Genomic DNA, 22773 nt, shown 5'->3' on the forward strand with positions numbered 1-22773 from the left:
TATTCACCCCGCCGTAATCAGATGATGCGGTTAGTTTTGAGATCGCGCAGGAAGCCGCCCCAGCGACGCTCGTAGAACGGCGTGATGTGCTCGGTAATAAAGTGGCTGATGCCCTTCTCACCGTTCTTCACCTGGCAGATATCAATCGGCTCATCCCCCGGCAGCGTGTCGGTCGCCACGCTTCCCGCCGCCTGAATGATCTCGTCGATATCGCCGTCCGCCTCAATACCAATCAGCAGTACTGGTTGTTCGTCTGCGCGCTCTTTAATGGAGCAGAGAAACGCACGCCTGACGGGTTTGAGCGTTTTGAACAGCGTGGTCAGGGAGTCAATCATCTGTGCGGGCGGCTCGGCCACTTCAGACAACAGCAGCGTTTCGCCCCCTTCCAGCACTTCCTGGGTGCTGAGCGGGTTGCCCTCTTCACCAATCAGGTGGCTGATCTCGCGCGGGGTGAACTCTTTCCCGGTCGACAGTTTGGCGTTGAGGAACAGCGTTTGCCCCAGCGTCATTTCGAACAGCGTGCGTACCGGCATTACCACGAACGCCTGTTCGTCTTCTACCGCTTCCTGCAGGGCTTCCAGCGAGGTAAAGAACGGGATCACCGACGTGCCGTCGTCTTTCTCCCAGTGCAGCAGATCCAGCGCGCTGTCTTCGACAACCTGCTCACCTTCCACCGCGGTGCCCGGCACCCAGACGGTGGATTCCAGCAGCGTGCGGAAAAATGCCGGACGGTGGGCGGGCTCGGTCGCCGCCTGCTCCAGCAGAGTTTCTAATTCGTTTTTGGTTTCGGACATAGTTTGGCTACTTCACAATTGCCCGGCGGCGCTTCGCTTGCACGGGCCTACGGGTTTTGTAGGCCGGGTAAGCGCAGCGCCACCCGGCAAAAAAGATTACTCCGCCGTCAGCAGGTTCGCCACGGTACGCACGCCCAGACCGGTCGCGCCCGCGGACCACTGCTCAACCGCCGCTTTACGGTACGTTGCGGAACAGTCGATGTGCAGCCAGCCTTCGTGGTAGTTCTCAACAAAGTGAGACAGGAAGCCTGCCGCGGTGCTTGCCCCCGCCGGGTACGCCGCGCTCGCGGTGTTGTTCAGCTCGGCAAAGTTGGACGGCAGCTGGCTGCGGTGGAACTCGGCCAGCGGCAGACGCCAGAACGGCTCGTTTTCCGCAGCGGCGCTTGCCAGCAGGCGAGCGGCCAGCTTGTCGTCGAAGCTGAACAGCGCGTGGTAGTCGTTACCCAGCGCCGTTTTCGCCGCGCCGGTCAGGGTCGCCATGTCGATAATCAGCTCTGGCTTCTGCGCAGATGCGTCGATCAGGCCATCGGCCAGCACCAGACGGCCTTCGGCGTCGGTGTTCATCACTTCAACGTTTTTGCCGTTGCGGTAGCGAATGATGTCGCCCAGCTTGAAGGCGTTACCGCTCACCATATTGTCGGCGCAGCACAGATACAGCTTCACACGCTTGTTCAGGCCACGGGTGATGGCAAACGCCAGCGCGCCGGTAATGGTCGCCGCGCCGCCCATGTCGGACTTCATGGAGTCCATGAACGCGCTCTGCTTCAGGCTGTAGCCGCCGGTGTCGAAGGTGATGCCTTTACCGACCAGGCAGGCAAATACGGGCGCGGCTTTATCGCCGGTTGGGTTGTAATCCAGCGCCAGCAATACAGGAGGACGCTCAGAACCGCGGCCCACGGTATGGATGCCCATGTAGTTCTGCTCGCGCAGGTCTTCACCTTTGGTGATGCGGTAGGACATATTGTCGCCCGCCACGCCGCACAGCAGGTCAACGGCGCGCTGCGCCAGCTGCTCAGGGCCTAACTCTTCCGCCGGGGCGTTGATGGTGTCGCGCACCCAGTCGATGATGTTCAGGCGGCTTTCCAGCTCTTTCTGACCGGCTTCGTCGAGGTTCGCCCACTCAATTTTGCGCGTGCCTTTCGGCCCTTTGTAGCCTGCCCAGAACGCCCAGCTGCGGTCGGTGTCCCAGCCTTCGCCTGCCAGGGAGACATGTTTAATGCCCAGGCCGTCAATTTTACGCGCGGCGCGCTGGATCAGGCCGGTGTCATCTTTACCCGTCAGGTGCAGGGTAATACCGTCGTTGTTGATGCTGTACGTGGCTTTTTCGCCCCAGCGTGCGTCGGCAGGCTGCGTAGAGAGCGTAATCTTCATCGCTTCGGTCATTTTATTTATCCTTATTAGCAAACGGGCCGCCAGAAGGCAGCCCGTTAAGTGATTTACTCTGCTTCATCTAACCAGACTAACAGAATCGCCTCCAGAATTTTTTCATTGGATGCGTTTGGATCGTCGTCGAAATCCTCTAAATCGCAGATCCACTGATGCATGTCGGTGAATCGTACGGTCTTCGGATCGAGATCCGGGTTCGCGTCGTAGAGCGCTTCGCCGATTTCACGGCTGTCTGTCCACTTCAGTCCCATATCAATGCTCGCGTGCGTGGTTGATGGTGTAGCGTGGGAATTCCACGACCAGATCTTCATCGGTCACCAGCGCCTGGCAGCTTAAACGGCTGTCTGGCTCCAGACCCCATGCTTTATCCAGCATGTCGTCTTCGTCTTCGGTGCTCTCGGCGAGAGAGTCGAAACCTTCACGCACGATGCAGTGGCAGGTAGTGCAGGCACAGGATTTTTCACAGGCGTGTTCCACTTCGATACCTGCACGCAGGGCAACATCGAGAATGGTTTCACCGGTCTTCGCTTCCAGAACAGCGCCATCCGGACAGAGGTCCGCATGAGGCAAAATTACAATCTTTGGCATATTAAACCTCGTCCACGGACTGGCCTTTCAGCGCGACGCGGACAGATTTGTCCATGCGGCGAGCAGCAAAGTCCTGGGTTTGTTTATCAACGTTTTTAATGGCTTCTTCTATTGCGTCAGCGTCATTGCCTTCTGCGACAGCGCTTAAGTGCGCGGCAGCTTCGTCAATCACCTGGCGCTCAGCGGCGCTTAACAGCGCGGCATCGGCAGCAAGCGCGCCGCTCAGGCTCTCCAGCACGCGGGCGGCTTCAACTTTCTGCTCCGCCAGCATACGCGCCTTCACATCCTGCTCGGCGTAGCTCATTGAGTCCTGAATCATGGAGGCGATTTCGCCATCGGTCAGACCGTAGGACGGCTTCACCTGAATGGACGATTCAACGCCGGTGGATTTTTCCATCGCCGTCACGCTCAGCAGGCCGTCCGCATCCACCTGGAAGGTGACGCGAATATGCGCCCCGCCCGCAGGCAGCGCCGGGATGCCGCGCAGCGCAAAGCGCGCCAGAGAACGGCAGTCCTGCACCAGCTCACGTTCGCCCTGCATCACGTGGATGGACATTGCGGTCTGGCCATCTTTAAAGGTGGTGAACTCCTGCGCGCGCGCCACCGGAATGGTGGTATTACGCGGGATCACTTTCTCCACCAGTCCGCCCATGGTTTCTAAACCCAGGGAGAGCGGGATAACGTCCAGCAGCAACATTTCGCTGTCCGGCTTGTTGCCGACCAGAATATCGGCCTGGATTGCGGCACCTACGGCAACCACTTTGTCCGGGTCGATGGAGGTCAGCGGCGTGCGGCCAAAGAATTCGCCCACGCGCTCGCGTACCAGCGGCACGCGGGTAGAACCGCCTACCATGACCACTTCCAGCACCTCGTTGGCCTCAACGCCCGCATCTTTCAGTGCGCGACGGCAGGCCAGCAGGGTGCGTTTCACCAGCGGGGCAATCAGATCGTTGAACTGGTCGCGGGTGATATCACCCTGCCAGCCCGCAACATTTACGGTAACCGTCTGCGCATCGCTCAGGGCGATTTTGGCGTCTATGGCCGCATCCAGCAGTTCACGCTGCACGCGGGCATCGCTGCGATCGCTGATGCCCGCCTGCTCGCGAATGTAGTCAGCCAGCAGATGGTCGAAGTCATCGCCGCCCAGCGCAGAATCCCCACCGGTCGCCAGCACTTCAAACACCCCGCGGCTTAAGCGCAGGATCGAGATATCAAAGGTGCCACCGCCAAGATCGTAAACCGCAATGACCCCTTCCTGACCGGAGTCGAGGCCGTAGGCAATCGCCGCCGCCGTCGGTTCGTTCAGCAGGCGCAGCACGTGCAGGCCCGCCAGACGCGCGGCGTCTTTGGTGCCCTGACGCTGGGCATCGTCAAAATAGGCCGGAACGGTGATCACCACGCCGTCCAGATCGCCGCCGAGCGTCGCCGTAGCGCGCGCCGCCAGCGCTTTGAGGATGTCGGAGGAAACACGAATCGGGTTCAGCAGACCCGCCGCCGTCGCGATCATCGGCAGACCGTTTTCACTGGCCTGCAGCTGATACGGCAGATGCGGATAGCGGGTCTGAATATCGGTCAGCGAGCGGCCCATCATGCGCTTTACGGAGCTGATGGTGTTCGCCGGGTCGCGCGAGGCGTTGGCGCGGGCGTCATAGCCGACCGCGTGACCCTGCTGCTGGTAGTGGACCACGGAAGGCAGCAGATGACGGCCCTGCTCGTCGGCCAGCGTTTCCGCCTGGCCGCTGCGCACGGTCGCCACGAGGGAATTGGTGGTACCCAGGTCAATACCCACCGCCAGACGACGCTGGTGCGGTGCGGCACTTAAGCCAGGCTCACTAATTTGTAATAAGGCCATAATTGCTTCCGAAATTAAAAATCGAGCAGCTTTTCTTCGAGTTGTTCAGCACTGCTTCGCAGTTTATCGAGAAAACGGAGTTTGCGCACAGTGTCTGCCGCCACGTCCCAGGTCTCGTTGTTCAGTTGCTCCACCATCTGCTGATGGCGGGTATCGAACATGCCTTTTACGCGTTTGATAAAACTTTCCAGACGCGCTTCGTCTTTGGCCTGTTCAATCTCATCCAGCTCTTCACGCAGCTCCAGCTGTTCCATCAGAAACGCCGTGTCGCGTACGGTGTGCTGTTCGCTCGCCAGATCAAAACCGTGCAGCGAGAGCAGATATTCTGCACGCGCCAGCGGATGGCGCAGCGTCTGCCAGGCCTGGTTGATGGTGGCAGAGTGGGAAACCGCAGCCAACTGCTCTGACTGAGTACCACTGGCAAATTTGTCCGGATGGTACTGACGCTGCAGATCCTGAAAACGGATCGTCAGCGCCTGGAGATCAATCGGGTATTGAGCGGGTAGTCCGAAGAGAGTGAAGTAATCCATAACAATCTCAGGGGTAGCCTGTTAGAACAAACCCCACGCGTAGCAGGTAAGCCACGGTGGGGTTTCGGATGACGCGCGGTTAAACGTGGAAGCTTTCGCCGCAACCACACTCGTCTTTGACGTTCGGGTTCGTGAATTTGAACCCTTCGTTCAGGCCTTCTTTGACGAAGTCCAGCTGAGTGCCGTTGAGGAATTGCAGGCTTTTGCCATCGACCACCACCTTCACGCCCTTGTCTTCAAACACGGTGTCGTCAGACGCCGGTTCATCAACAAACTCCAGTACGTAAGCCATACCAGAACAGCCGGAGGTACGTACGCCCAGTCGCAGGCCAAAGCCTTTACCACGGTTCGCCAGAAAAGAGCTTACTCGCGCGGCAGCGCTGTCGCTAAGGGTAATCGACATACTCAAACCTCAATTATTTTGCTTCACGTTTGCTTTTGTAATCCGCAATGGCGGCTTTGATCGCGTCTTCTGCCAGAATAGAACAGTGAATTTTCACCGGCGGCAGTTCGAGTTCTTCAGCAATATCCGTGTTCTTGATTGCCTGTGCTTCGTCCAGAGACTTGCCCTTCACCCATTCGGTGACCAGGGAGCTGGACGCGATAGCAGAACCGCAGCCGTAGGTCTTGAAGCGCGCGTCTTCAATGATACCTTCATTGTTGACTTTAATCTGCAACTTCATCACGTCGCCACACGCCGGTGCGCCAACCATACCGCTACCGACAGAGTCGTCGCTGTTGTCAAAAGAGCCAACGTTGCGTGGGTTCTCGTAATGATCGATGACTTTTTCGCTGTATGCCATGATTGAATTCTCCTTATGTACCGATTAGTGATGTGACCATTCAATGCTGTTCAGATCCACGCCCTGCTTGAACATTTCCCACAGAGGAGAAAGATCGCGCAGACGGCCGATGGAGTTGCGAACCAGCTTGATGGTGTAGTCAATCTCTTCTTCGGTAGTGAAACGACCTAAAGAGAAACGGATAGAGCTGTGTGCCAGCTCGTCGGTCATACCCAGCGCGCGCAGCACGTAGGATGGCTCCAGGCTTGCAGACGTACAGGCAGAACCGGAAGAAACGGCCAGGTCTTTCAGCGCCATGATCAGCGATTCGCCTTCAACATAGTTGAAGCTGACGTTGAGGATGTTCGGAGCACCCTGCTCGAGATCGCCGTTCAGATACACTTCTTCCATATCTTTCACGCCGTCCCACAGACGGTTACGCAGCGTGCGCAGGCGTGCCATCTCGGTTTCCATCTCTTCTTTTGCAATGCGGTACGCTTCGCCCATGCCCACGATCTGGTGAACAGGCAGCGTGCCGGAACGCATACCGCGCTCGTGACCGCCGCCATGCATCTGTGCTTCGATGCGGATACGTGGTTTACGACGAACGTACAGCGCGCCGATCCCTTTCGGGCCATAGATTTTGTGGCCGGAGAAGGACATCAGATCCACTTTCAACTGGCTCAGGTCGATAGGCAGTTTGCCCACGCTCTGGGTCGCGTCCACGTGGTAGATGATACCGCGCGCGCGGCACATTTCGCCGATGGTCGCGATGTCTTGTACCACGCCGATTTCGTTGTTGACGTGCATGATGGAAACCAGAATGGTGTCATCACGCATGGCCGCTTCGAGCTCTTTGAGGTCAATAATACCGTTGCTCTGTGGGGCGAGATAGGTGACTTCGTACCCTTCACGCTCCAGCTGGCGGCAGGTGTCCAGCACGGCTTTGTGTTCGGTTTTGCTGGTGATAATGTGCTTGCCTTTTTTCTGATAAAAGTTGGCTGCACCTTTGATCGCCAGGTTGTCGGATTCGGTCGCACCGGAGGTGAAAACAATCTCACGCGGGTCGGCACCCACCAGGTCAGCAATCTGATTACGGGCGATATCAACCGCCTCTTCAGCATGCCAGCCAAAACGGTGTGAACGGGAAGCTGGGTTACCAAAGTTTCCGTCCAGGGTCAGACACTGCATCATTTTCTCGGCAACACGCGGGTCCACCGGCGTGGTTGCGGAGTAATCGAGATAAATCGGTAATTTCATTGCTCTTTAAACTCCGTACATCGCTTCAATGCAAGGAATCAGGCAACCGGCTGGATGTACGACCGAGTACACGGGGCGTGACCGCCCCGGCCTGATTCTGAAATCTTTATCGTTTTATTACGCGCGCAATTTGACGTCGATAGCGTCCTGCGCGCGGGTGCTGCGTTGGGAATCCTGACTGTGTTGACGACCAGAGACATCCAGAACTTCCTGGTTATTAACCAGTTCACCCAGGGTGATGTTGTTCAGGAAGCCGGTGAGACGGTCGCTCAGATCGCGCCACAGCGCGTGGGTCAGGCATTTGTCGCCGCCCTGGCAGCCGCCTTTACCCTGGCAACGGGTCGCGTCAACGGATTCGTCAACTGCGCTAATCACTTCACCAACTGCAATACTGCCCGCGTCTTTACCGAGCAGATAACCGCCGCCTGGGCCACGAACGCTGGAAACCAGTCCATTTTTACGCAGTCTGGAGAACAGCTGTTCCAGATAAGAGAGGGAGATCCCTTGTCGTTCAGAAATATCAGCCAACGGAACCGGGCCCGCTTCGGAGTTGAGCGCAACGTCCAGCATCGCGGTCACGGCATAACGCCCTTTAGATGTCAGTCTCATGTCTTACTTAACCTCAAACTCGCCCCTGCCCGGGGTTTTTTATAGTAAAATGGGGTATTGCATAGCAGGGCCAAGTCTGACATTCCTGACTAAAATGGTCAACTATTTACTTGACTGTTTTAGTCAGGTATTTAACCTTCCGTGCCGTTTTTTGTCGGGTGGCGCTTCGCTTACCCGACCTACGGTTTTGTAGGCCGGGTAAGCGAAGCGCCACCCGGCGAACAGACGACACTACTCTTTATTCTTCTGCTCAATCGACGCCAGGATCCCGCGCAGGATGTTCAGCTCCTGGCTTTCCGGGCGCGCGCGGGTAAACATACGGCGCAGCTTGTTCATCACCTGACCTGGGTGGCCTTCACGGATAAAGCCGGTTGAGAGTAGCGTCTGCTCAAGGTGACCATAGAAGCGCTCAAGGTCGTCCACCAGCGGGTAGGCAGTTTCTTCTTTCGATTCGACCTGTTTCTCCTGCGTCGCCAGCCACGCCATACGCACTTCATAGGCGATAACCTGCACCGCCATCGCCAGGTTCAGCGAGCTGTATTCCGGGTTCGCCGCGATGGCGACGTGATAGTGACACTTCTGCAGCTCGTCGTTGGTCAGGCCAACGCGCTCGCGGCCAAACACCAGCGCAACCGGTGCCTGTTCAGCCTCAGAAACACTTTTCAGGCCGCATTCGCGCGGATCCAGCATCGGCCACGGCAGCGTGCGTGAACGCGCGCTCGTGCCGACAACGAGGCTGCAACCGGCCAGCGCTTCGTCAAGGGTATCGACGATCTGGGCATTGCCGATCACGTCGCTGGCACCGGCCGCCAGGGCGATGGCCTGCGAGTCAGGTTTCACCAGCGGGTTAACCAGCCAGAGATTCGTTAAGCCCATGGTTTTCATAGCGCGGGCAACGGAGCCCATGTTGCCGGTGTGCGAGGTTTCGACCAGCACGATTCGAATGTTTTGCAGCATAATTTTTAATGTCTGAATTCAGCGTCTGAAGAATATTCGGGCATATTATCATAAACGGGAGACATAATCCGATCCCACTGCTATACTCTGCGCCGATTTTCCTGTTCTTTAACATCCAGTGAGAGAGACCGATGCATCCGATGCTGACCATCGCCGTGCGCGCAGCGCGCAAGGCGGGTAATGTAATTGCCAAACACTACGAAACGCCAGACTCCGTAGAAACCAGCCAGAAAGGCAGCAATGATTTCGTGACTAACGTCGATAAAGCCGCAGAAGCGATTATTATCGAAACGATCCGCAAATCTTACCCACAGCACACCATCATCACCGAAGAAAGCGGTGAACATGAAGGTACCGATCAGGATGTTCAATGGGTTATCGATCCACTGGATGGCACCACCAACTTCGTCAAACGCCTGCCACACTTCTCTGTGTCTATCGCAGTACGCATTAAAGGCCGTACTGAAGTCGCCGTTGTTTACGATCCAATGCGTAACGAACTGTTCACCGCTACCCGCGGTCAGGGCGCACAGCTGAACGGCTACCGTCTGCGCTGCAGCAACGCACGCGATCTGGACGGCACCATTCTGGCGACCGGTTTCCCGTTCAAGGCAAAACAGCACGCGACCACCTACATGAATATCCTGGGCAAACTGTTCACCGAATGCGCGGACTTCCGTCGCACCGGTTCTGCTGCACTGGATCTGGCCTACGTGGCGACCGGCCGCGTTGACGGTTACTTCGAGCTGTCACTGAAGCCATGGGACTTTGCTGCGGGCGAGCTGATCGCACGTGAAGCTGGCGCCATCGTGTGTGATTTCACCGGCGGCCATAACTATATGTCTACCGGCAACATCGTTGCAGGTAACCCACGCGTTGTTAAAGCCATGCTGGCAAACATGCGTGATGAACTGAGCGATGCGCTGAAGCGTTAATCCCCTCACCCCAGCCCTCTCCCCAAAGGGGAGAGGGTGTTAGAGGGCACCGCGCTCATCCACATCGTTACCGCCGCCAACAGCAGAATGACCCCACCCGCCAGCGCAAGCGTTGTCCACCCTATCTGTCGCCACAGTACCGGCGTTTTATTGCCGCTGAGTTTTACCGCCAGCTGACGGAAGCTGTGAACCAGCAGCGCTAAAGACGAAATGGTGAGAGACGTTCCTGCCGCCATCGCCAGTGCAGACAGCATTCCCCAGCCAAACACGCCTATCACCTTACTGAACAGCAGCACCATGATTGCCCCCGAACACGGGCGCATGCCCATCGAGAGAACAATCATCAGCCGCGCACGCCAGTCGTCGCCGTTCTGTAATTGTTCCTGCGTGGGCAAATGCTGATGTCCGCAGCCGCAGTTTTCATCATGAACGTGGTGCGGCGTAAAGGTTTTGAATTTCGGTTTTTGCAGCAGCACGCGCAGCTTTTTCAGCGCCCGCCAGCAGAGGATCAGCCCCAGCACGCCCACCAGCGCGTAGCTCCCCTTCTCCAGCCAGAAACTGCTCAAGTGCAGCTGGCGCGCGGGAAGCTGTAAGAGAGAAAGGACGACCACGACGAGCGCAATCGCCACGCTGCCCTGAAGCAGTGAAGAAGCCAGCGTCAGGCCGATACTCGATTTCAGCTTCGACGGATGTGTGGCAAGCCAGGTCGTGATGACGATTTTGCCGTGCCCCGGCCCCAGCGCGTGCAGAACGCCATAGATAAAACTGAACGCCAGCAGGGAACCACCCGCTTTGGTCGGGTTTTCCGCCACCGCCTTCAGCAGACCGCTCATCTGCTGGTTGACCTCACGCTGCCAGACAATGCTTTTCATCATGACCTGCGGCCAGGCCTGCCACAGCCAGAGCGAACCGCAAACGGCTAGCAGGAGAAAGAGCGCCAGCGGCCAGAGGTGCAGCCAGCGGCGCGGTTTCCGAACCGGAGAGGAGATCACTGACATTGTAACGTCACCTCCTGCGCGAACTGTTTACCCAACTCCATATCCTCAGGCGGTGCATCTTCTTTATCAAGCGAGACCGCAAAGTTCAGCGTCTCTTCGCTGGGTTTCGGGGTATGCACGCCAATTTTGCAGCTTTTTTGCAGCGCGTCCGGCAGCCGTACGTCGCTGTCTTTGTCATAGCGCATGTCGACATAGTAGGTAGGGTCAAAGGTGGAAAAGCGGTACGTTTGCCCTGCCAGCGGCTGCGGATGCGCCAGCGGAAGCACAAACGTCAGCACCGCCTGATGCCCGTTACGCGTCATACCGTATTCCGCTGGTCGGTTCAGAAATTTGACCTTTTGCCCGTTATGCCAGAATTCAGTGAAGTAGTGCTGGCCGAGCACGTTGGCCATCACTTCCGCCGCCAGCTTTTTCCAGATTTCGTCGCCGGGCTTCGCGTTTCCCGCATCATAGAGCAGATCGGCCGAGGTGATTTCATCCATCGTCCAGCGCATCTTCAGGCCGCTCAGCTGCGTGCCGTCGGTGACCAGCTCGGTCTGGAGGTCAATAAAACTGTGAGGGTGTGCGCTGGTGGTGAAGCTGATAACCGCCAAAAATAACGCCATCGCACTTTGTTTAACTGTTTGCATCAATTCCTCACGTCAAAAATTCTGTGATGTTCCCCAGCAATCCTGAGTGAAAGGCCTGCCGGCGCGCTTTTCAGCGCTCATCCTTTAGCTATTCTTATCAAACATTCACACTGGATACCCGACAGATGATGACGACGCTTGAAATTCCATCTGTGCTTTCCAGTTCGCAGCGCCGCTGCCAGGTGCTTTTGATGCTTTACCTGCCCGATGCTGCCGTCACCGCACAGAGCATAATTGCTGCCAACGGGGTGGACGACGCGATGGCACGGCAAGATATAGCCGAGACGCGCGATGAAATCCAGCGCTATCACCGGCTGGATATCGTCACGCACCACGACGGCAGCTACCGGATTGAAGGCTCAGCCCTGAATCAGCGTTTATGCCTGCTGCACTGGCTGCGTCGGGCGCTGCGGCTTTGCCCGCAGTTTGTCTCGCACCAGTTTACCCCCGCATTAAAAACCGCGCTTAAACAATACGGCATTGCGCGGCCGCTTTACGACGATGCGAACCTGCGGGCGCTGATCAACTTCTGCTCACGCAAGCTCCAGCGCCAGTTTGAATGCCGCGACGTCCAGTTTTTACAGCTCTATTTGCAATACTGTCTGATCCAGCATCATCTGGGTAATACGCCGCAGTTTTCCCACATTCAGCGCAGCTGGACGCAATCGAGAGGGGAATACTTCGCCGCGCAGGAAATCGTGCGTCACTGGAAACGGCGTGTTCCGCAGGGTACGCACAGTGATGAACAATTGTTCCTCGCGCTGTTGTTTATGATGCTACGCACACCCGATCCGGTGCTCGACAGACATCAGCAGGATCAGCGTCTGCGTCGCACCATTGTACGGATGATTGCCCGCTTTCGGGCGCAAACCGGGATGAACTTCAGCGATGAACAGGGGCTGACCGATCAGCTCTATATCCATCTCGCTCAGGCGCTGGACCGCTCGCTGTTTGAGATCGGCATCGACAATAGCCTGCCGGAGGAGATCCATCGTCTCTATCCCCGGCTGTTACGCACCACGAAGGAAGCGCTGTTTGAGCTGGAAGCGGAATTTGGGCTGCGTTTTTCTGATGAAGAGATGAGTCTGGTGGCAGTGATTTTTGGTGCCTGGCTGATGCAGGAGACCGATCTGCACGAAAAACAGGTGGTCCTGCTGACAGGGGAAGATAAGGAATGCGAAGCATTGATTGAACAGCAGCTGCGCGAACTGACGCTACTCCCGCTCAATATTCGCTATCTCACGCTACAGGCGTTTCAAAAAGAAGGCGCGCCGCGTGAGGCTTCGCTGGTGATCACGCCCTATCCTACCGCGCTGCCGCTGTTCTCGCCGCCGCTGATCCACGCCGTCGAGGCGTTGAACGCGCAGCAGCAAGAACATATTCGCGCGATGCTGGAATCGTAGTTACGCGCGTGCAGCCACTTTGGGACGAACAAACATCGCCGGTAGCGCAACCAGCGCCATCACCCAGAACACGCTATGTCCCAGGTGCTGGTAAAGGAAGCCGGCAAAGACCGTCATCACCGCAATACTGCCGCCCATCGCCACCGCAGAATAAACAGCCTGCAGACGAATCACGTCCCCACCCTCACGCGCAGAGATGTAGCGCATCGCCGCCAGATGGCAGACGGTGAAGGTCCCGCAGTGCAGGATCTGCGCCACAATCAGCCACGGCAGTTCGGTGGTCCAGCCCATAATACCCCAGCGTGCCACGCCGCACACGGCGGAAAGCAGCAGCAGATCGCGCGCACCAAAACGACGGAACAGCTTTTTGCTGAGCGCAAAGATGATCACTTCCGCAACCACGCCAAGTGACCACAGGTAACCCACCGCAGAGGCAGAGTAGCCCGCCCCCTGCCAGTAGATGGCACTAAAGCCATAGTAGGCTGCATGCGCTCCCTGAAGCAGACAGACGCACGCCAGAAAACGCCAGCTTTGTGCCACCAGGCTCCGCCAGGCGGGCCAGCCGGCGCTCTCCTGATGGCGGTTTTCTCCTTGCGGCATCACCGACGGGCGCAGCAACATCCCCAGCAGCATGGAGGCAATACCCACACTCAACAGCGCAAGGATGGCGTGATAGTCATACAGGCTGACCAGTTTGCCCACCAGCGCCGAGCCAATCACGAAGGCAATCGAGCCCCACAGACGCACGCGGCCATAGTCCATGGTGATCTGTTTTTGCCAGGTGTTTGCCAGAGCATCCGTTAAGGGCACCAGCGGCGAGAAAAACAGGTTAAAGCCAACCATGATCACCATCAGCCAGGCGAACTGATGGCTGACCCAGAAGCAGGCGACAAAGACCAGCGTCAGGAGCGCCAGAATACGCACGGCTTTAATCAGTAAGGAGGGATCGCTGACGCGCGGCGCAATCAGCAGGCTGCCCAAAAATCGCGCCACCAGGCCTGCGCCAAGCAGAACACCGATGGTCTCAGGGGTAAGACCGATTCCTTTGAGCCAGACGCTCCAGAAAGGCAGAAAAATACCGTAACTAAAGAAGTAGGTGAAGTAGCTGAGCGCCAGCCAGCGTGTGGAATGCAAGACCATGAATCCCTCCCGAAATGGAGGCGATAGTCTGGCGCTAAACGTTGGGTGACGCAAGTCTCAAATTAACAACAAATTAACATTTCTCTCCCAATGAATTGACCAGAATTGTCATCGAAAAATGGGTTTTCTCCCCCAGAGAAAGCATCACCAAACCAGGTTGTCCCGGCATGTGGTGGGCGTCCACCGGGTGGCTTTGCGGCTCCAGACAGAGAAATGGCTGACCCGACATTCTGAACAGCATCAACCAGGGAGTTTGCGATAGAAGTGTGATTTCCATCTCATTATTTCGTAAGTGTGCCTGCCCGCTCCAGCCGGAATAGCAGACATTCAGCCAGTCATCGCATCCGTACCGGGCCGCCTGAAAATTGACGTGAGCCGGCAATTCCCCTTGCCACTGCAGCGGCAAATGGTGCTCCCCTTCAGGCCAGTAGCCGCTGGCGCTGAACTGCACGCTATTTCCATTTTGAAAAAAGAACCAGGGGTGGAACCCCAGCCCGTATAGCATCGGCTCAGCCCCGCAGTGGGTGAGCGTCAGGCTGGCATGGAACGCGTTCTCGACAAGCTGGTAATGCAATTGCGCCTGATAATCGAACCCACAGGGGTCAACGCTGCGTAACCGCAGCACGCATGCGGTGGCAGAACGGGAAGCAACCTGCCACGCGTTGAGCCACCCGTCTCCGTGCAGATAAAACGTGGCATCACGCGGGCTTTGCGGTAACTCCACCTCTCGCCCCTGCAGCATAAACCGATTCCCGGCGACCCGATTAGCCAGAGGCAGCATTGGGAACAGAGAGGGTTGCCCCTCAGGCGCCAGCAGAACGGGACGGCTGAAGCGGGTCGAGTCCAGCAGCTCTATCGCACCACCTTGCGGATCAACGCGCATCCGAAGATGCACGTTTTCCAGAGTAAACGCCCGCGCCATCAATGGGCCTGCTTTTGCTTAGCACCGTGCACCACTGCGTGCCGTTGCGCTAGCTGGGTTTCGAGTGCTTCCAGTGTTACACCTTTTGTTTCCGGGACATTTCGCAGAATGTAGATAAAGCCCATCGCACAGATGATCCCGTACAGCAGGAAGCTGCCTGACGCACCTAGTCCGGCATTCAGCAGCGGGAAGGTATAGGTCAGCAGGAAACAGGCGATCCATAGCGCCAGCGTCCCGAGCGAAATTGCCATGCCGCGCACGCGGTTGGGGAAGATCTCAGAGAGAAGCACCCAGGTTACCGGGGCCAGCGTCAGGGCATAAATTGCAATCGCCGCGAGCACCAGCACCAGTACCGGCCAGCCCATGATCCCCAGTGCATAGGAACCGGCAATCAGCACGTAGATGACCGTAAGGCCACTCGCGCCCAGCAGCATCAGCTTGCGGCGCCCAAGTTTGTCCACCAGCGGTAATGCCGCAATGGTAAATACCAGGTTGATAATGCCGGTCGCAACGATCGATTTCAGCGTCCCGTTGATATCAAACCCAGCGGAAGCAAATATCTCCTGCGCGTAGTTGAAGATGACGTTGATCCCACACCATTGCTGGAATACCGCCAGCACCATTCCGATGATGACAATGGGCTTAATCTGCGGAGAGAGTAATGCAGAGTAAGAGACCGTATTGTTGTTCTTCACCAGCGTCTGGGCTATCTCCTGCAAGGTCCGACTGGCATAAGAGGCGGATCCAATACGTTCAAGGGTGTGGCGGGCACGCTCTGGCTTGCCTGCTTTCATCAGCCAGCGCGGCGACTCCGGCACCAGAAACATCAGCACCAGAAAGAGCAAGGCGGGCAGCAGCTCTGCGCCAAACATCCAGCGCCAGCCCATTTGACCGTTCCAGGTGTTGAGGATAGCTTGCTGCGTGGCGCCGCCGGCAACAGGATCGGCAATCATCAGATTAACCAGCTGTGCCGCCAGAACGCCAATCACGATAGTCAGCTGGTTCACAGCCACAAAGCGGCCGCGCTTTTCCGCCGGACTGACTTCGGCGATATAGAGTGGACTCAACGCCGAGGCCAGACCGATCCCCACCCCACCGACAATGCGGTAGACAACAAACAGATCGAAATTGCTTGCCAGCGCCGTACCCAACGCAGAGGCGCTGAAAAGAATGGCCGAAAGAATAAGTGGGATTTTTCGCCCGAAGCGTTCTGCGCACCAGCCCGACATCATCGCACCGAAAATGCATCCAGCCAGGGCAGAACTCATCGCCCACCCGGACTGAGCAGGATCGGTGATCGAGAAGTACGCTTCATAAAACGGCTTCGCACCGCCAATCACCACCCAGTCGTAACCAAACAATAATCCACCGCAGGCCGCCACCAGACAGATAGTCCAGACGTAGCCCATTTTAAGATGTGTCTGCGCGTTATTCATGTTGATTCCTCTATAAGGGAAACGCAGGGAACAGTAGGGTTTGGGCGGGGATCCCGCCCGGTTCAGGTTCAGGCAAAGATGCCGCATCGCTGCGCGTGTAAAATAAGATGCGCTTTATCATGAGCTGGATTTATCGCCAGAAGTTGCTGCATCGCCCTCTGGCTCGCCGGGATGTCTCCCAGCCCCAGATGCCCCAGCGCCTCAATAAACAGGCAGTGCTGCTGGTGTTGCGGCGTCGCAGGCGTATCGAGAACCACCAGATCCGGAAGCGATACGGCAAAGAAATCGGCTTCGGGAATATCGTTGCGGTGATGCTCAACCCATTCCAGGAAGTGGCGGAAGTGCTGTTCTGCCTCTGTCGTGTGACCACCGGCCCGAAGCGCCATACCCTGCCAGAAGAGATAGTCAGCGGGCTGGTCGTTATAGTAGCGACCCGCGTCCAGCGTTACGCCGCCACGCGAGGCATGCTGGAAGTACATTTGCGCCTGCTGCAGGTCGCCCTTTTGTGCCGCGCAGACGCCCTGCAAATAGCGAATGTCATTATCCGTCTGACCCGGCAGGCGCCCCTCTCCCAGGTTATGCGGATAATGAAGCGCATCCTCCAGCAGACACACAGCCGTGGTGATGTCATTCCCGACGATGGCCTCTAACGCCCGGTGCATTTGGTTGAGCAGGTATTGCCCGGTAACCTTGCCCTCGCCGCCCTCCCATGGATGAAACTGACGGGTCTGCAGGATCTTCGCGGCGGCGGAATAATGTCCCTGACTATTCCACAGGCTCAACAGCTCCGCGGTGAGATCGTCACGACGCAGAACGACCTGCTGGCGAGAGTCGAGCATACTCAGGCGCTCATTCACCGCCGTGGCCGCCAGTTTTTTCAGATAATCCAGTTCAAAGAGAAAACGAGCATTATCCGGCTCAGCATCAACTGCCCGCTGCAGGCAGGCCAACGCAGTGTCTTTGTCGTGCTGTTTATTCCAGGCGTAGATCCCGAGCAGTCGGTGCGCAGGTGCATAGTCCGGCAGTTGTGTTAGGGTCTCGCGCCAGCATGAAACCGCCTCGTCATACCGGCGTTTGCTGTACCAGAAACAGCCAAGCAGATACCCGGCAAAGGCATCGTCTTTAAGGGTTTGCAGCATCTGAACTTCATCAGGCGTATTGGGGAAACGGACATGCAGTGCATGACAGCGCTGCGCTGCGGCCAGTAAGGCCTGCCGCACGTCGGCCTGACAGGTGAGTGATACTTGCCATAACAACGGAAGGGTTTCGTGGCAGTCCAGCAACATCAGGACGTTGAGTGCATCCTCTTTGCGCCCCAGGGAGACCAGCCACCCGGCCAGCATGCTGGCGTTGACCCCGCGACGCCCGGTGACCTGCAACAGCTTCTCCTCTGAAGCGGTGTCCTGTGCGATCAGCCAGCGCGCGCAGTGAAGCGCATAGCTCAGTGGGTAGTGCGTCAGACTCTGACTGATGAAGTCGAGCGCCTCTTCCTGCTGACCGCAGTCGCAGAGTGCCAGCGCCTTAAGCCCCATTGCCAGATGGTTTGCCCCATTCACCTGCAGGCTAACAGTGACTTTTTCAAGAGCCTCTTTGGCATCGCCGCGCTTCATTGCCAGACGCGCCAGCGCCCAGAATGCCGCATCCCGACAGTTACCGCTCCAGGACGCTTTAAAGTAGTGATCCCATGCCCCCGTCTCATCTCCCTGCCGCTCAAGCGACGTAGCCAACAGCATACTGGCCTCACCGTCACGCGGATTTTTATTCAGTTGATGAGCACGCACCAGCGCGGCGCGGGCGCACTGCTCTGCCTGCGTCCAGTCGGCAGCGTTAAACGCCAGCGTGCCCAGGGCAACATTGTTGCGATAATCGTTGGGATCGAGCTCAACCGCACGGCGGTAATAGTCAGCGGCAAAGCGGCTCGCATGGTTGTACTGTTCCAGATGCTGCCCAATAAAATAGAGTTCATCCGCGTTAGTGATGTTTTCAGGCATCGCCGGGGCGCGAGCCGGATCGGGCAACGCCGTTTCCTGCATCTCATGCTCCTGATAGTGCAGCAGCGTCCGGCCCTCAGCGGTCTTAACCGTCATGGTTAAACGCTGTGGATAGTTATCCGGCAAACTTTGTTGCCAGCTCTCCCCCGGCGCCAGCGTCAGAGGAGCTTCAAAGATGGGCTGCCGATCGGCACTCACATCAACCAGAATGTTGTCCAGCGGCGCGATGGCATAGATCCCCAGCTGTAGCTGTTGCGACGCTCTCACCAGCTTTATCGTCAGTTGAGTGTTGGCGTTTTGCACCATCCCCAGATCGCTGTAGGGAAGGAAATTCTGAACAAAGATCTTCTCTTCAAACGGTGCGAGCCAGGTGAAATCTGGCTGATTGTCGGTGAACACACCTGTCATCAGTTCGATGTAGGGGCCATTTTCGTCGGTCAGGTTGCGGTCCCACGCCTGGCCAAAATCACCATATCCCCAGCTCCACTGCTTTTTGCCTGGTGAAATGTGGTGATCGGCAACATGCAGCAGACCGCCTTGTTCATCATGATGGTATGCCCCGACAAAATCGTAATCTGATTTCTCTGCCATGTAAGAGGTAGGAACAGGCACATTCCTGTAACGCGAAATATCGACCCCGGCCGAGTAGTCCACCTTATAGTAAGTGCCTGTGGCAATCGGGAAAGCGGAGACATCACGTTTGCCATGATCGAACACGGCCGTGACATCCGGCGGGAAGACGCTCTGATGCGCATCACCGCCTTTGACGGCAGGATTTGCCCACCACAGAAAATGGCGTGGGGTCGCATTGCCGTTAAAGACTTTGCCGGTGATTTCGATCAGCGCGCGATCGGGGTAAAGCGTAAAGCCGGTCATCACCTGCAGTCCACGCATGGGCTCCACTTCGCCCATCCAGACGGTTTGCGCACCGTTTTCACCCGCCTGAAGGGTAAAATCAACGGGCTTAAACGTGGTTGGGCGATGGTGCTGCGGCCAGTTAAACTCAATTCCGCCGGAGATCCACGGCCCAAGCAGCCCCACCAGCGCGGGTTTCACCACGTCGTTGTAATAGACGAAATCGCGCTGCTTCACTTTATCGTAAGCGCGATGAATACGGCCGCCCAGTTCAGGCAGTAGCATCACGCGAATAAAATCATTCTCCAGCCATACCGCCTGATAGTCGCGCATTTCGCGCTCGCCGGTCAGCGTATCAATGACCCCGTAAGGGTACACCGCGCCTGAGGAGCCCTGATAGACGCGCTTCTCCAGAAACATGGGATTAGGATCTTCTGCCCCTGTCGTCCACGTAGGAAGGGTTACCGTTTCTTGCCATACCTTAACTAAGCCGTGCATGCCGCTCTCCACTAAATGAAATAGAGTAAAAACAGGAATGGCTCGAGTTTATAGCGTGAATTTGCTGTTAAAATGCGCATCGTTCACGCAATACAGTTAAGGGAGTTAAGTATATGTTGCGACCAGGTTTAAATAATGCCCGGGTTCGTCAGGCTAATAAGGTGATATTTCTGTCGCATCTGTGGCGTGAAAAACAACTGAGTAAATCGCGCCTGGCGCAACTGACGGGACTGTCGATCCCGGCGGTGAGCAACATTCTTGAAGAGCTGCTTGATGAGGGACGAATCAGCCATTCAGCTGAAAAATTGAGCGCGCGCGGCCTGAACAGCGGGAGCTATCAGATCCCTGCGCAGGGTGCATGGACTCTGTGCATGGCCGTTTCTCCTACCAGCATTGAATGTCAGCTTGCGGATGCGCGCCTCCTGGCAGTGGGCGATCTTCAGCATATCACCATCCATGCACCTGACCCGCAGGCGCTTCTCAGTGAGATAGCAACCTGCTGGCGTGAGTACCATCAACGCTATCCGGAGCAGCGCATTAACCTGGCGCTGGGCGTACACGGGCAGGTCGACCCGGTCACCGGAGTCTCGCAAACCATGCCGCAGGCACAATGGAAAACCCCGGTGGAAATGAAATACCTGCTAGAAGATCGGTTAAAAACCCACATCAGAATAGATAACGACTGCGTGATGCTGGCGCTGGCGGAAAAGTGGCAAAACCGTGGGGCGGAGCAGGATTTTTGCGTCATCAACGTCGACTACGGTATTGGCTCATCTTTTGTGATAAACGATCAGATTTATCGCGGTAATCTGTATGGCAGCGGTCAGATTGGCCACACCATTGTAAACCCGGACGGCAACGCCTGTGACTGTGGCCGATACGGTTGCCTTGAAACCATTGCCTCGCTGAGCGCCCTGAAGAAGCAGGCCAGCATCTGGTTGAAAACACAGCCGGGCGCAGATTTCTCACCGGACCAACTCACAACCCGTGCGCTGATCCACGCCTGGCATCAGGGGGATATTCGGGTTCAGGCATGGGTAGAAAATGCGGCGAATGCGATCGGTCTGAGTCTGTATAATTTTCTGAATATCCTGAATATTAATCAGATATGGCTCTACGGACGCAGCTGTGCGTTTGGTGAAAGGTGGCTCAATGCCATCACGCAGCAGACCGGGTTTAACCCTTTCGACAAAAACGATGGACCGGGGATAAAAGCAACGCATATTAGTTTTGGGCAACTTACCCGCGCGCAGCAAATTCTGGGGATTGGTTATTTATATGTGGAATCGCAGTTGAGCGAATCATGACTGGCATTTTTATGAAAAAAAGCTGAATGGCGAGCTGTCGGTTTGTGTAGTAGCTTTAAAGCAGGTCCCACCGAAAAAAGAGCCTGCTATGAACACCCTACGCTATTTTGATTTTGGCCAGTCTCGTAACCTGTTATTGCTGATTGCCCGTATCGCCATCGTTGTCCTGTTTATTATTTTTGGCTACCCGAAACTGACGGGGTTTAGCGGCACCGTACAGTACATGACGTCGCTCGGTGCTCCCATGCCCATGCTGGCCGCCATTATTGCCGTGGTGATGGAGGTGCCCGCCGCTATTCTGATCGTGCTCGGTTTTTTCACCCGCCCCATCGCGGTGCTCTTTGTGTTTTATACGCTGGGAACCGCAGTAATTGGACACCATTACTGGGATATGACGGGTGATGCTGTCGTACCCAACATGATTAACTTCTATAAAAATGTGAGTATCGCTGGCGCCTTTATTTTGCTGGCGATTGTGGGACCGGGGGCCATCTCCCTGGACCGGCGTTAGCCGATAAAAAAAAGGCCGCAAGCGCGGCCTTTTTTATTTCTGCAAAGCAGAGGAATTATGCGTATACCGGGAAGCGCGCGCAGATATCCAGAACTTTACCTTTGACGCGCTCGATAACCGCTTCGTCATTGATGTTGTCCAGAACGTCACACATCCAGCCAGCCAGCTCTTTCACTTCAGCTTCTTTGAAGCCGCGACGCGTCACAGCCGGAGAACCGATACGGATACCGGACGTCACGAACGGGCTCTTCGGATCGTTTGGCACGCTGTTTTTGTTCACGGTGATGTTGGCGCGGCCCAGGGCAGCGTCAGCTTCTTTACCGGTCAGATTTTTATCAACCAGATCCAGCAGGAACAGGTGGTTTTCAGTCCCGCCGGAGACCACTTTGTAGCCACGGTTCAGGAACACTTCCACCATCGCTTTGGCGTTCTTAGCAACCTGCTGCTGATAAACCTTGAACTCTGGCTCCATCGCTTCTTTCAGCGCCACCGCTTTTGCGGCGATAACATGCATCAGCGGGCCGCCCTGCGCGCTTGGGAATACCGCAGAGTTCAGTTTTTTGTACAGCTCTTCGTCACCGCCTTTCGCCAGGATCAGGCCACCGCGTGGACCCGCCAGGGTTTTGTGGGTGGTGGTGGTCACAACGTGAGCGTGTGGAACCGGGTTCGGGTAAACGCCAGCGGCAATCAGGCCCGCAACGTGCGCCATGTCAACGAACAGGTAAGCGCCGATGCTGTCTGCGATTTCACGCATTTTTGCCCAGTCAACGATACCGGAGTATGCAGAGAAGCCACCGATGATCATCTTCGGTTTGTGCTCTTTAGCCTGCTTCGCCATGTCTTCGTAGTCAATTTTACCGGACTCATCAATACCGTAAGGGATGATGTTGTACAGTTTGCCGGAGAAGTTAACCGGGGAGCCGTGAGTCAGGTGACCGCCCTGCGCCAGGTTCATACCCAGAACGGTATCGCCCGGCTGCAGCAGCGCGGTGTAGACCGCGAAGTTAGCCTGAGAGCCAGAGTGCGGCTGCACGTTCGCGTAGTCAGCGCCAAAAAGTTCTTTCGCACGGTCGATAGCCAGCTGCTCAACGATATCAACGTACTCGCAACCGCCGTAGTAGCGTTTGCCCGGATAACCTTCAGCGTATTTGTTGGTCAGCTGAGAACCCTGCGCCTGCATGACGCGTGGGCTGGTGTAGTTTTCGGAGGCGATCAGTTCGATGTGCTCTTCCTGACGTACTTTTTCCTGCTCCATAGCCTGCCACAGTTCGGCATCATAATCGGCAATGTTCATTTCACGCTTTAACATCCGCATCTCCTGACTCAGCTAACAAGTAAATTTTGGCCTGAAAAGGCAGTCCTGTTGGACGACGGGCAACAGTATAACTGA

Annotated in this window: 22 protein-coding genes; 4 read left to right on the forward strand and 18 right to left on the reverse strand. The window is 56.6% G+C overall.

The annotated features are described in order from the left end of the window. Nucleotides 1-17 precede the first annotated feature (17 nt). The 11 genes from sseB to trmJ all read right to left on the reverse strand — a co-directional run bounded on the left by sseB (nucleotide 18) and on the right by trmJ (nucleotide 8758). Nucleotides 18-794, reverse strand: coding sequence for an enhanced serine sensitivity protein SseB (sseB, locus tag FU672_RS05520; protein ID WP_148242452.1), 777 nt, complete (start codon nucleotides 792-794; stop codon nucleotides 18-20). 96 nt (nucleotides 795-890) lie between these two features. Next, nucleotides 891-2177: an aminopeptidase PepB gene (gene pepB, locus FU672_RS05525; protein WP_148242453.1), complete on the reverse strand. Its 1287-nt coding sequence runs from the start codon at nucleotides 2175-2177 to the stop codon at nucleotides 891-893. A gap of 53 nt (nucleotides 2178-2230) precedes the next feature. Beyond that, nucleotides 2231-2431, reverse strand: a complete 201-nt coding sequence (gene iscX / locus FU672_RS05530; RefSeq protein WP_003860650.1) for a Fe-S cluster assembly protein IscX — start codon at nucleotides 2429-2431, stop codon at nucleotides 2231-2233. A gap of 1 nt (nucleotide 2432) precedes the next feature. Further along, a complete protein-coding gene (gene fdx / locus FU672_RS05535; protein WP_148242454.1) occupies nucleotides 2433-2768 on the reverse strand; it encodes an ISC system 2Fe-2S type ferredoxin in 336 nt (111 codons plus the stop codon). Nucleotide 2769: 1 nt separating this feature from the next. Continuing rightward, nucleotides 2770-4620: a Fe-S protein assembly chaperone HscA gene (hscA, locus tag FU672_RS05540; protein ID WP_148242455.1), complete on the reverse strand. Its 1851-nt coding sequence runs from the start codon at nucleotides 4618-4620 to the stop codon at nucleotides 2770-2772. 14 nt (nucleotides 4621-4634) lie between these two features. Next, entirely contained in the window at nucleotides 4635-5150 is a 516-nt protein-coding gene (gene hscB, locus FU672_RS05545) for a co-chaperone HscB (protein ID WP_148242456.1), read from the reverse strand. A gap of 79 nt (nucleotides 5151-5229) precedes the next feature. Then, entirely contained in the window at nucleotides 5230-5553 is a 324-nt protein-coding gene (gene iscA / locus FU672_RS05550; RefSeq protein WP_003860659.1) for an iron-sulfur cluster assembly protein IscA, read from the reverse strand. 13 nt (nucleotides 5554-5566) lie between these two features. Further along, nucleotides 5567-5953: a Fe-S cluster assembly scaffold IscU gene (gene iscU, locus FU672_RS05555; RefSeq protein ID WP_015703172.1), complete on the reverse strand. Its 387-nt coding sequence runs from the start codon at nucleotides 5951-5953 to the stop codon at nucleotides 5567-5569. Nucleotides 5954-5977: 24 nt separating this feature from the next. After that, nucleotides 5978-7192 carry a cysteine desulfurase gene (gene iscS, locus FU672_RS05560; RefSeq protein ID WP_008502157.1) on the reverse strand — a complete coding sequence of 405 codons (1215 nt, stop codon included), beginning with the start codon at nucleotides 7190-7192 and terminating at the stop codon, nucleotides 5978-5980. A 117-nt stretch (nucleotides 7193-7309) separates the two neighbouring features. After that, nucleotides 7310-7801 carry a Fe-S cluster assembly transcriptional regulator IscR gene (gene iscR, locus FU672_RS05565; RefSeq protein ID WP_024908641.1) on the reverse strand — a complete coding sequence of 164 codons (492 nt, stop codon included), beginning with the start codon at nucleotides 7799-7801 and terminating at the stop codon, nucleotides 7310-7312. A 231-nt stretch (nucleotides 7802-8032) separates the two neighbouring features. Further along, nucleotides 8033-8758, reverse strand: a complete 726-nt coding sequence (trmJ, locus tag FU672_RS05570; RefSeq protein ID WP_148242457.1) for a tRNA (cytosine(32)/uridine(32)-2'-O)-methyltransferase TrmJ — start codon at nucleotides 8756-8758, stop codon at nucleotides 8033-8035. 131 nt (nucleotides 8759-8889) lie between these two features. Here trmJ and suhB point away from each other — a divergent pair, with 131 nt between their 5' ends. Beyond that, the gene (gene suhB / locus FU672_RS05575; protein ID WP_003860668.1) at nucleotides 8890-9693 is read left to right on the forward strand and encodes an inositol-1-monophosphatase; all 804 of its coding nucleotides are present in this window, start codon (nucleotides 8890-8892) and stop codon (nucleotides 9691-9693) included. A gap of 5 nt (nucleotides 9694-9698) precedes the next feature. Here suhB and FU672_RS05580 read toward each other — a convergent pair whose 3' ends face one another. Both FU672_RS05580 and FU672_RS05585 read right to left on the reverse strand, forming a co-directional pair. Continuing rightward, the gene (locus FU672_RS05580; protein WP_148242458.1) at nucleotides 9699-10691 is read right to left on the reverse strand and encodes a nickel/cobalt transporter; all 993 of its coding nucleotides are present in this window, start codon (nucleotides 10689-10691) and stop codon (nucleotides 9699-9701) included. Continuing rightward, a complete protein-coding gene (locus FU672_RS05585; protein WP_148242459.1) occupies nucleotides 10682-11320 on the reverse strand; it encodes a DUF1007 family protein in 639 nt (212 codons plus the stop codon). The genes FU672_RS05580 and FU672_RS05585 overlap by 10 nt, the downstream gene beginning before the upstream one ends. A 125-nt stretch (nucleotides 11321-11445) precedes the next feature. Here FU672_RS05585 and csiE point away from each other — a divergent pair, with 125 nt between their 5' ends. Then, nucleotides 11446-12723, forward strand: a complete 1278-nt coding sequence (csiE, locus tag FU672_RS05590; protein ID WP_148242460.1) for a stationary phase inducible protein CsiE — start codon at nucleotides 11446-11448, stop codon at nucleotides 12721-12723. Here the strand turns inward: csiE and FU672_RS05595 are convergent, their stop codons facing one another. The 4 genes from FU672_RS05595 to FU672_RS05610 all read right to left on the reverse strand — a co-directional run bounded on the left by FU672_RS05595 (nucleotide 12724) and on the right by FU672_RS05610 (nucleotide 19565). Then, nucleotides 12724-13863, reverse strand: a complete 1140-nt coding sequence (locus FU672_RS05595) for a 3-phenylpropionate MFS transporter (protein ID WP_148242461.1) — start codon at nucleotides 13861-13863, stop codon at nucleotides 12724-12726. Between the two features lie 73 nt (nucleotides 13864-13936). Then, nucleotides 13937-14785 (reverse strand): aldose 1-epimerase, encoded by an 849-nt coding sequence (locus FU672_RS05600; RefSeq protein WP_148242462.1) that lies wholly within the window; start codon nucleotides 14783-14785, stop codon nucleotides 13937-13939. Further along, nucleotides 14785-16221, reverse strand: a complete 1437-nt coding sequence (locus FU672_RS05605) for a sugar porter family MFS transporter (RefSeq protein ID WP_148242463.1) — start codon at nucleotides 16219-16221, stop codon at nucleotides 14785-14787. Before FU672_RS05605 ends, FU672_RS05600 begins: the two co-directional genes overlap by 1 nt. A 68-nt stretch (nucleotides 16222-16289) precedes the next feature. Continuing rightward, complete coding sequence (locus FU672_RS05610) at nucleotides 16290-19565, reverse strand: DUF5107 domain-containing protein (protein ID WP_148242464.1); 3276 nt, start codon at nucleotides 19563-19565, stop codon at nucleotides 16290-16292. A 113-nt stretch (nucleotides 19566-19678) separates the two neighbouring features. Between FU672_RS05610 and FU672_RS05615 the strand changes: the two genes are divergently transcribed. Together FU672_RS05615 and FU672_RS05620 are read left to right on the forward strand one after the other, a co-directional pair. Next, the gene (locus FU672_RS05615) at nucleotides 19679-20872 is read left to right on the forward strand and encodes an ROK family transcriptional regulator (protein ID WP_148242465.1); all 1194 of its coding nucleotides are present in this window, start codon (nucleotides 19679-19681) and stop codon (nucleotides 20870-20872) included. 88 nt (nucleotides 20873-20960) lie between these two features. After that, nucleotides 20961-21383, forward strand: coding sequence for a DoxX family protein (locus FU672_RS05620; protein WP_148242466.1), 423 nt, complete (start codon nucleotides 20961-20963; stop codon nucleotides 21381-21383). A 55-nt stretch (nucleotides 21384-21438) separates the two neighbouring features. Here the strand turns inward: FU672_RS05620 and glyA are convergent, their stop codons facing one another. Beyond that, nucleotides 21439-22692 carry a serine hydroxymethyltransferase gene (gene glyA / locus FU672_RS05625; RefSeq protein ID WP_008502165.1) on the reverse strand — a complete coding sequence of 418 codons (1254 nt, stop codon included), beginning with the start codon at nucleotides 22690-22692 and terminating at the stop codon, nucleotides 21439-21441. Nucleotides 22693-22773 lie beyond the last annotated feature (81 nt).

The sequence above is a fragment of the Enterobacter asburiae genome (genome assembly GCF_008080435.1).
Taxonomy (GTDB): Bacteria; Pseudomonadota; Gammaproteobacteria; order Enterobacterales; family Enterobacteriaceae; genus Enterobacter; species Enterobacter asburiae_C.

What these genes read in the sequence shown, in the direction of transcription:
- sseB (WP_148242452.1), bottom strand. Translation starts at nt 794, where the DNA reads ATGTCCGAAACCAAAAACGAATTAGAAACTCTGCTGGAGCAGGCGGCG.
- pepB (WP_148242453.1), bottom strand. Translation starts at nt 2,177, where the DNA reads ATGACCGAAGCGATGAAGATTACGCTCTCTACGCAGCCTGCCGACGCA.
- iscX (WP_003860650.1), bottom strand. Translation starts at nt 2,431, where the DNA reads ATGGGACTGAAGTGGACAGACAGCCGTGAAATCGGCGAAGCGCTCTAC.
- fdx (WP_148242454.1), bottom strand. Translation starts at nt 2,768, where the DNA reads ATGCCAAAGATTGTAATTTTGCCTCATGCGGACCTCTGTCCGGATGGC.
- hscA (WP_148242455.1), bottom strand. Translation starts at nt 4,620, where the DNA reads ATGGCCTTATTACAAATTAGTGAGCCTGGCTTAAGTGCCGCACCGCAC.
- hscB (WP_148242456.1), bottom strand. Translation starts at nt 5,150, where the DNA reads ATGGATTACTTCACTCTCTTCGGACTACCCGCTCAATACCCGATTGAT.
- iscA (WP_003860659.1), bottom strand. Translation starts at nt 5,553, where the DNA reads ATGTCGATTACCCTTAGCGACAGCGCTGCCGCGCGAGTAAGCTCTTTT.
- iscU (WP_015703172.1), bottom strand. Translation starts at nt 5,953, where the DNA reads ATGGCATACAGCGAAAAAGTCATCGATCATTACGAGAACCCACGCAAC.
- iscS (WP_008502157.1), bottom strand. Translation starts at nt 7,192, where the DNA reads ATGAAATTACCGATTTATCTCGATTACTCCGCAACCACGCCGGTGGAC.
- iscR (WP_024908641.1), bottom strand. Translation starts at nt 7,801, where the DNA reads ATGAGACTGACATCTAAAGGGCGTTATGCCGTGACCGCGATGCTGGAC.
- trmJ (WP_148242457.1), bottom strand. Translation starts at nt 8,758, where the DNA reads ATGCTGCAAAACATTCGAATCGTGCTGGTCGAAACCTCGCACACCGGC.
- suhB (WP_003860668.1), top strand. Translation starts at nt 8,890, where the DNA reads ATGCATCCGATGCTGACCATCGCCGTGCGCGCAGCGCGCAAGGCGGGT.
- FU672_RS05580 (WP_148242458.1), bottom strand. Translation starts at nt 10,691, where the DNA reads ATGTCAGTGATCTCCTCTCCGGTTCGGAAACCGCGCCGCTGGCTGCAC.
- FU672_RS05585 (WP_148242459.1), bottom strand. Translation starts at nt 11,320, where the DNA reads ATGCAAACAGTTAAACAAAGTGCGATGGCGTTATTTTTGGCGGTTATC.
- csiE (WP_148242460.1), top strand. Translation starts at nt 11,446, where the DNA reads ATGATGACGACGCTTGAAATTCCATCTGTGCTTTCCAGTTCGCAGCGC.
- FU672_RS05595 (WP_148242461.1), bottom strand. Translation starts at nt 13,863, where the DNA reads ATGGTCTTGCATTCCACACGCTGGCTGGCGCTCAGCTACTTCACCTAC.
- FU672_RS05600 (WP_148242462.1), bottom strand. Translation starts at nt 14,785, where the DNA reads ATGGCGCGGGCGTTTACTCTGGAAAACGTGCATCTTCGGATGCGCGTT.
- FU672_RS05605 (WP_148242463.1), bottom strand. Translation starts at nt 16,221, where the DNA reads ATGAATAACGCGCAGACACATCTTAAAATGGGCTACGTCTGGACTATC.
- FU672_RS05610 (WP_148242464.1), bottom strand. Translation starts at nt 19,565, where the DNA reads ATGCACGGCTTAGTTAAGGTATGGCAAGAAACGGTAACCCTTCCTACG.
- FU672_RS05615 (WP_148242465.1), top strand. Translation starts at nt 19,679, where the DNA reads ATGTTGCGACCAGGTTTAAATAATGCCCGGGTTCGTCAGGCTAATAAG.
- FU672_RS05620 (WP_148242466.1), top strand. Translation starts at nt 20,961, where the DNA reads ATGAACACCCTACGCTATTTTGATTTTGGCCAGTCTCGTAACCTGTTA.
- glyA (WP_008502165.1), bottom strand. Translation starts at nt 22,692, where the DNA reads ATGTTAAAGCGTGAAATGAACATTGCCGATTATGATGCCGAACTGTGG.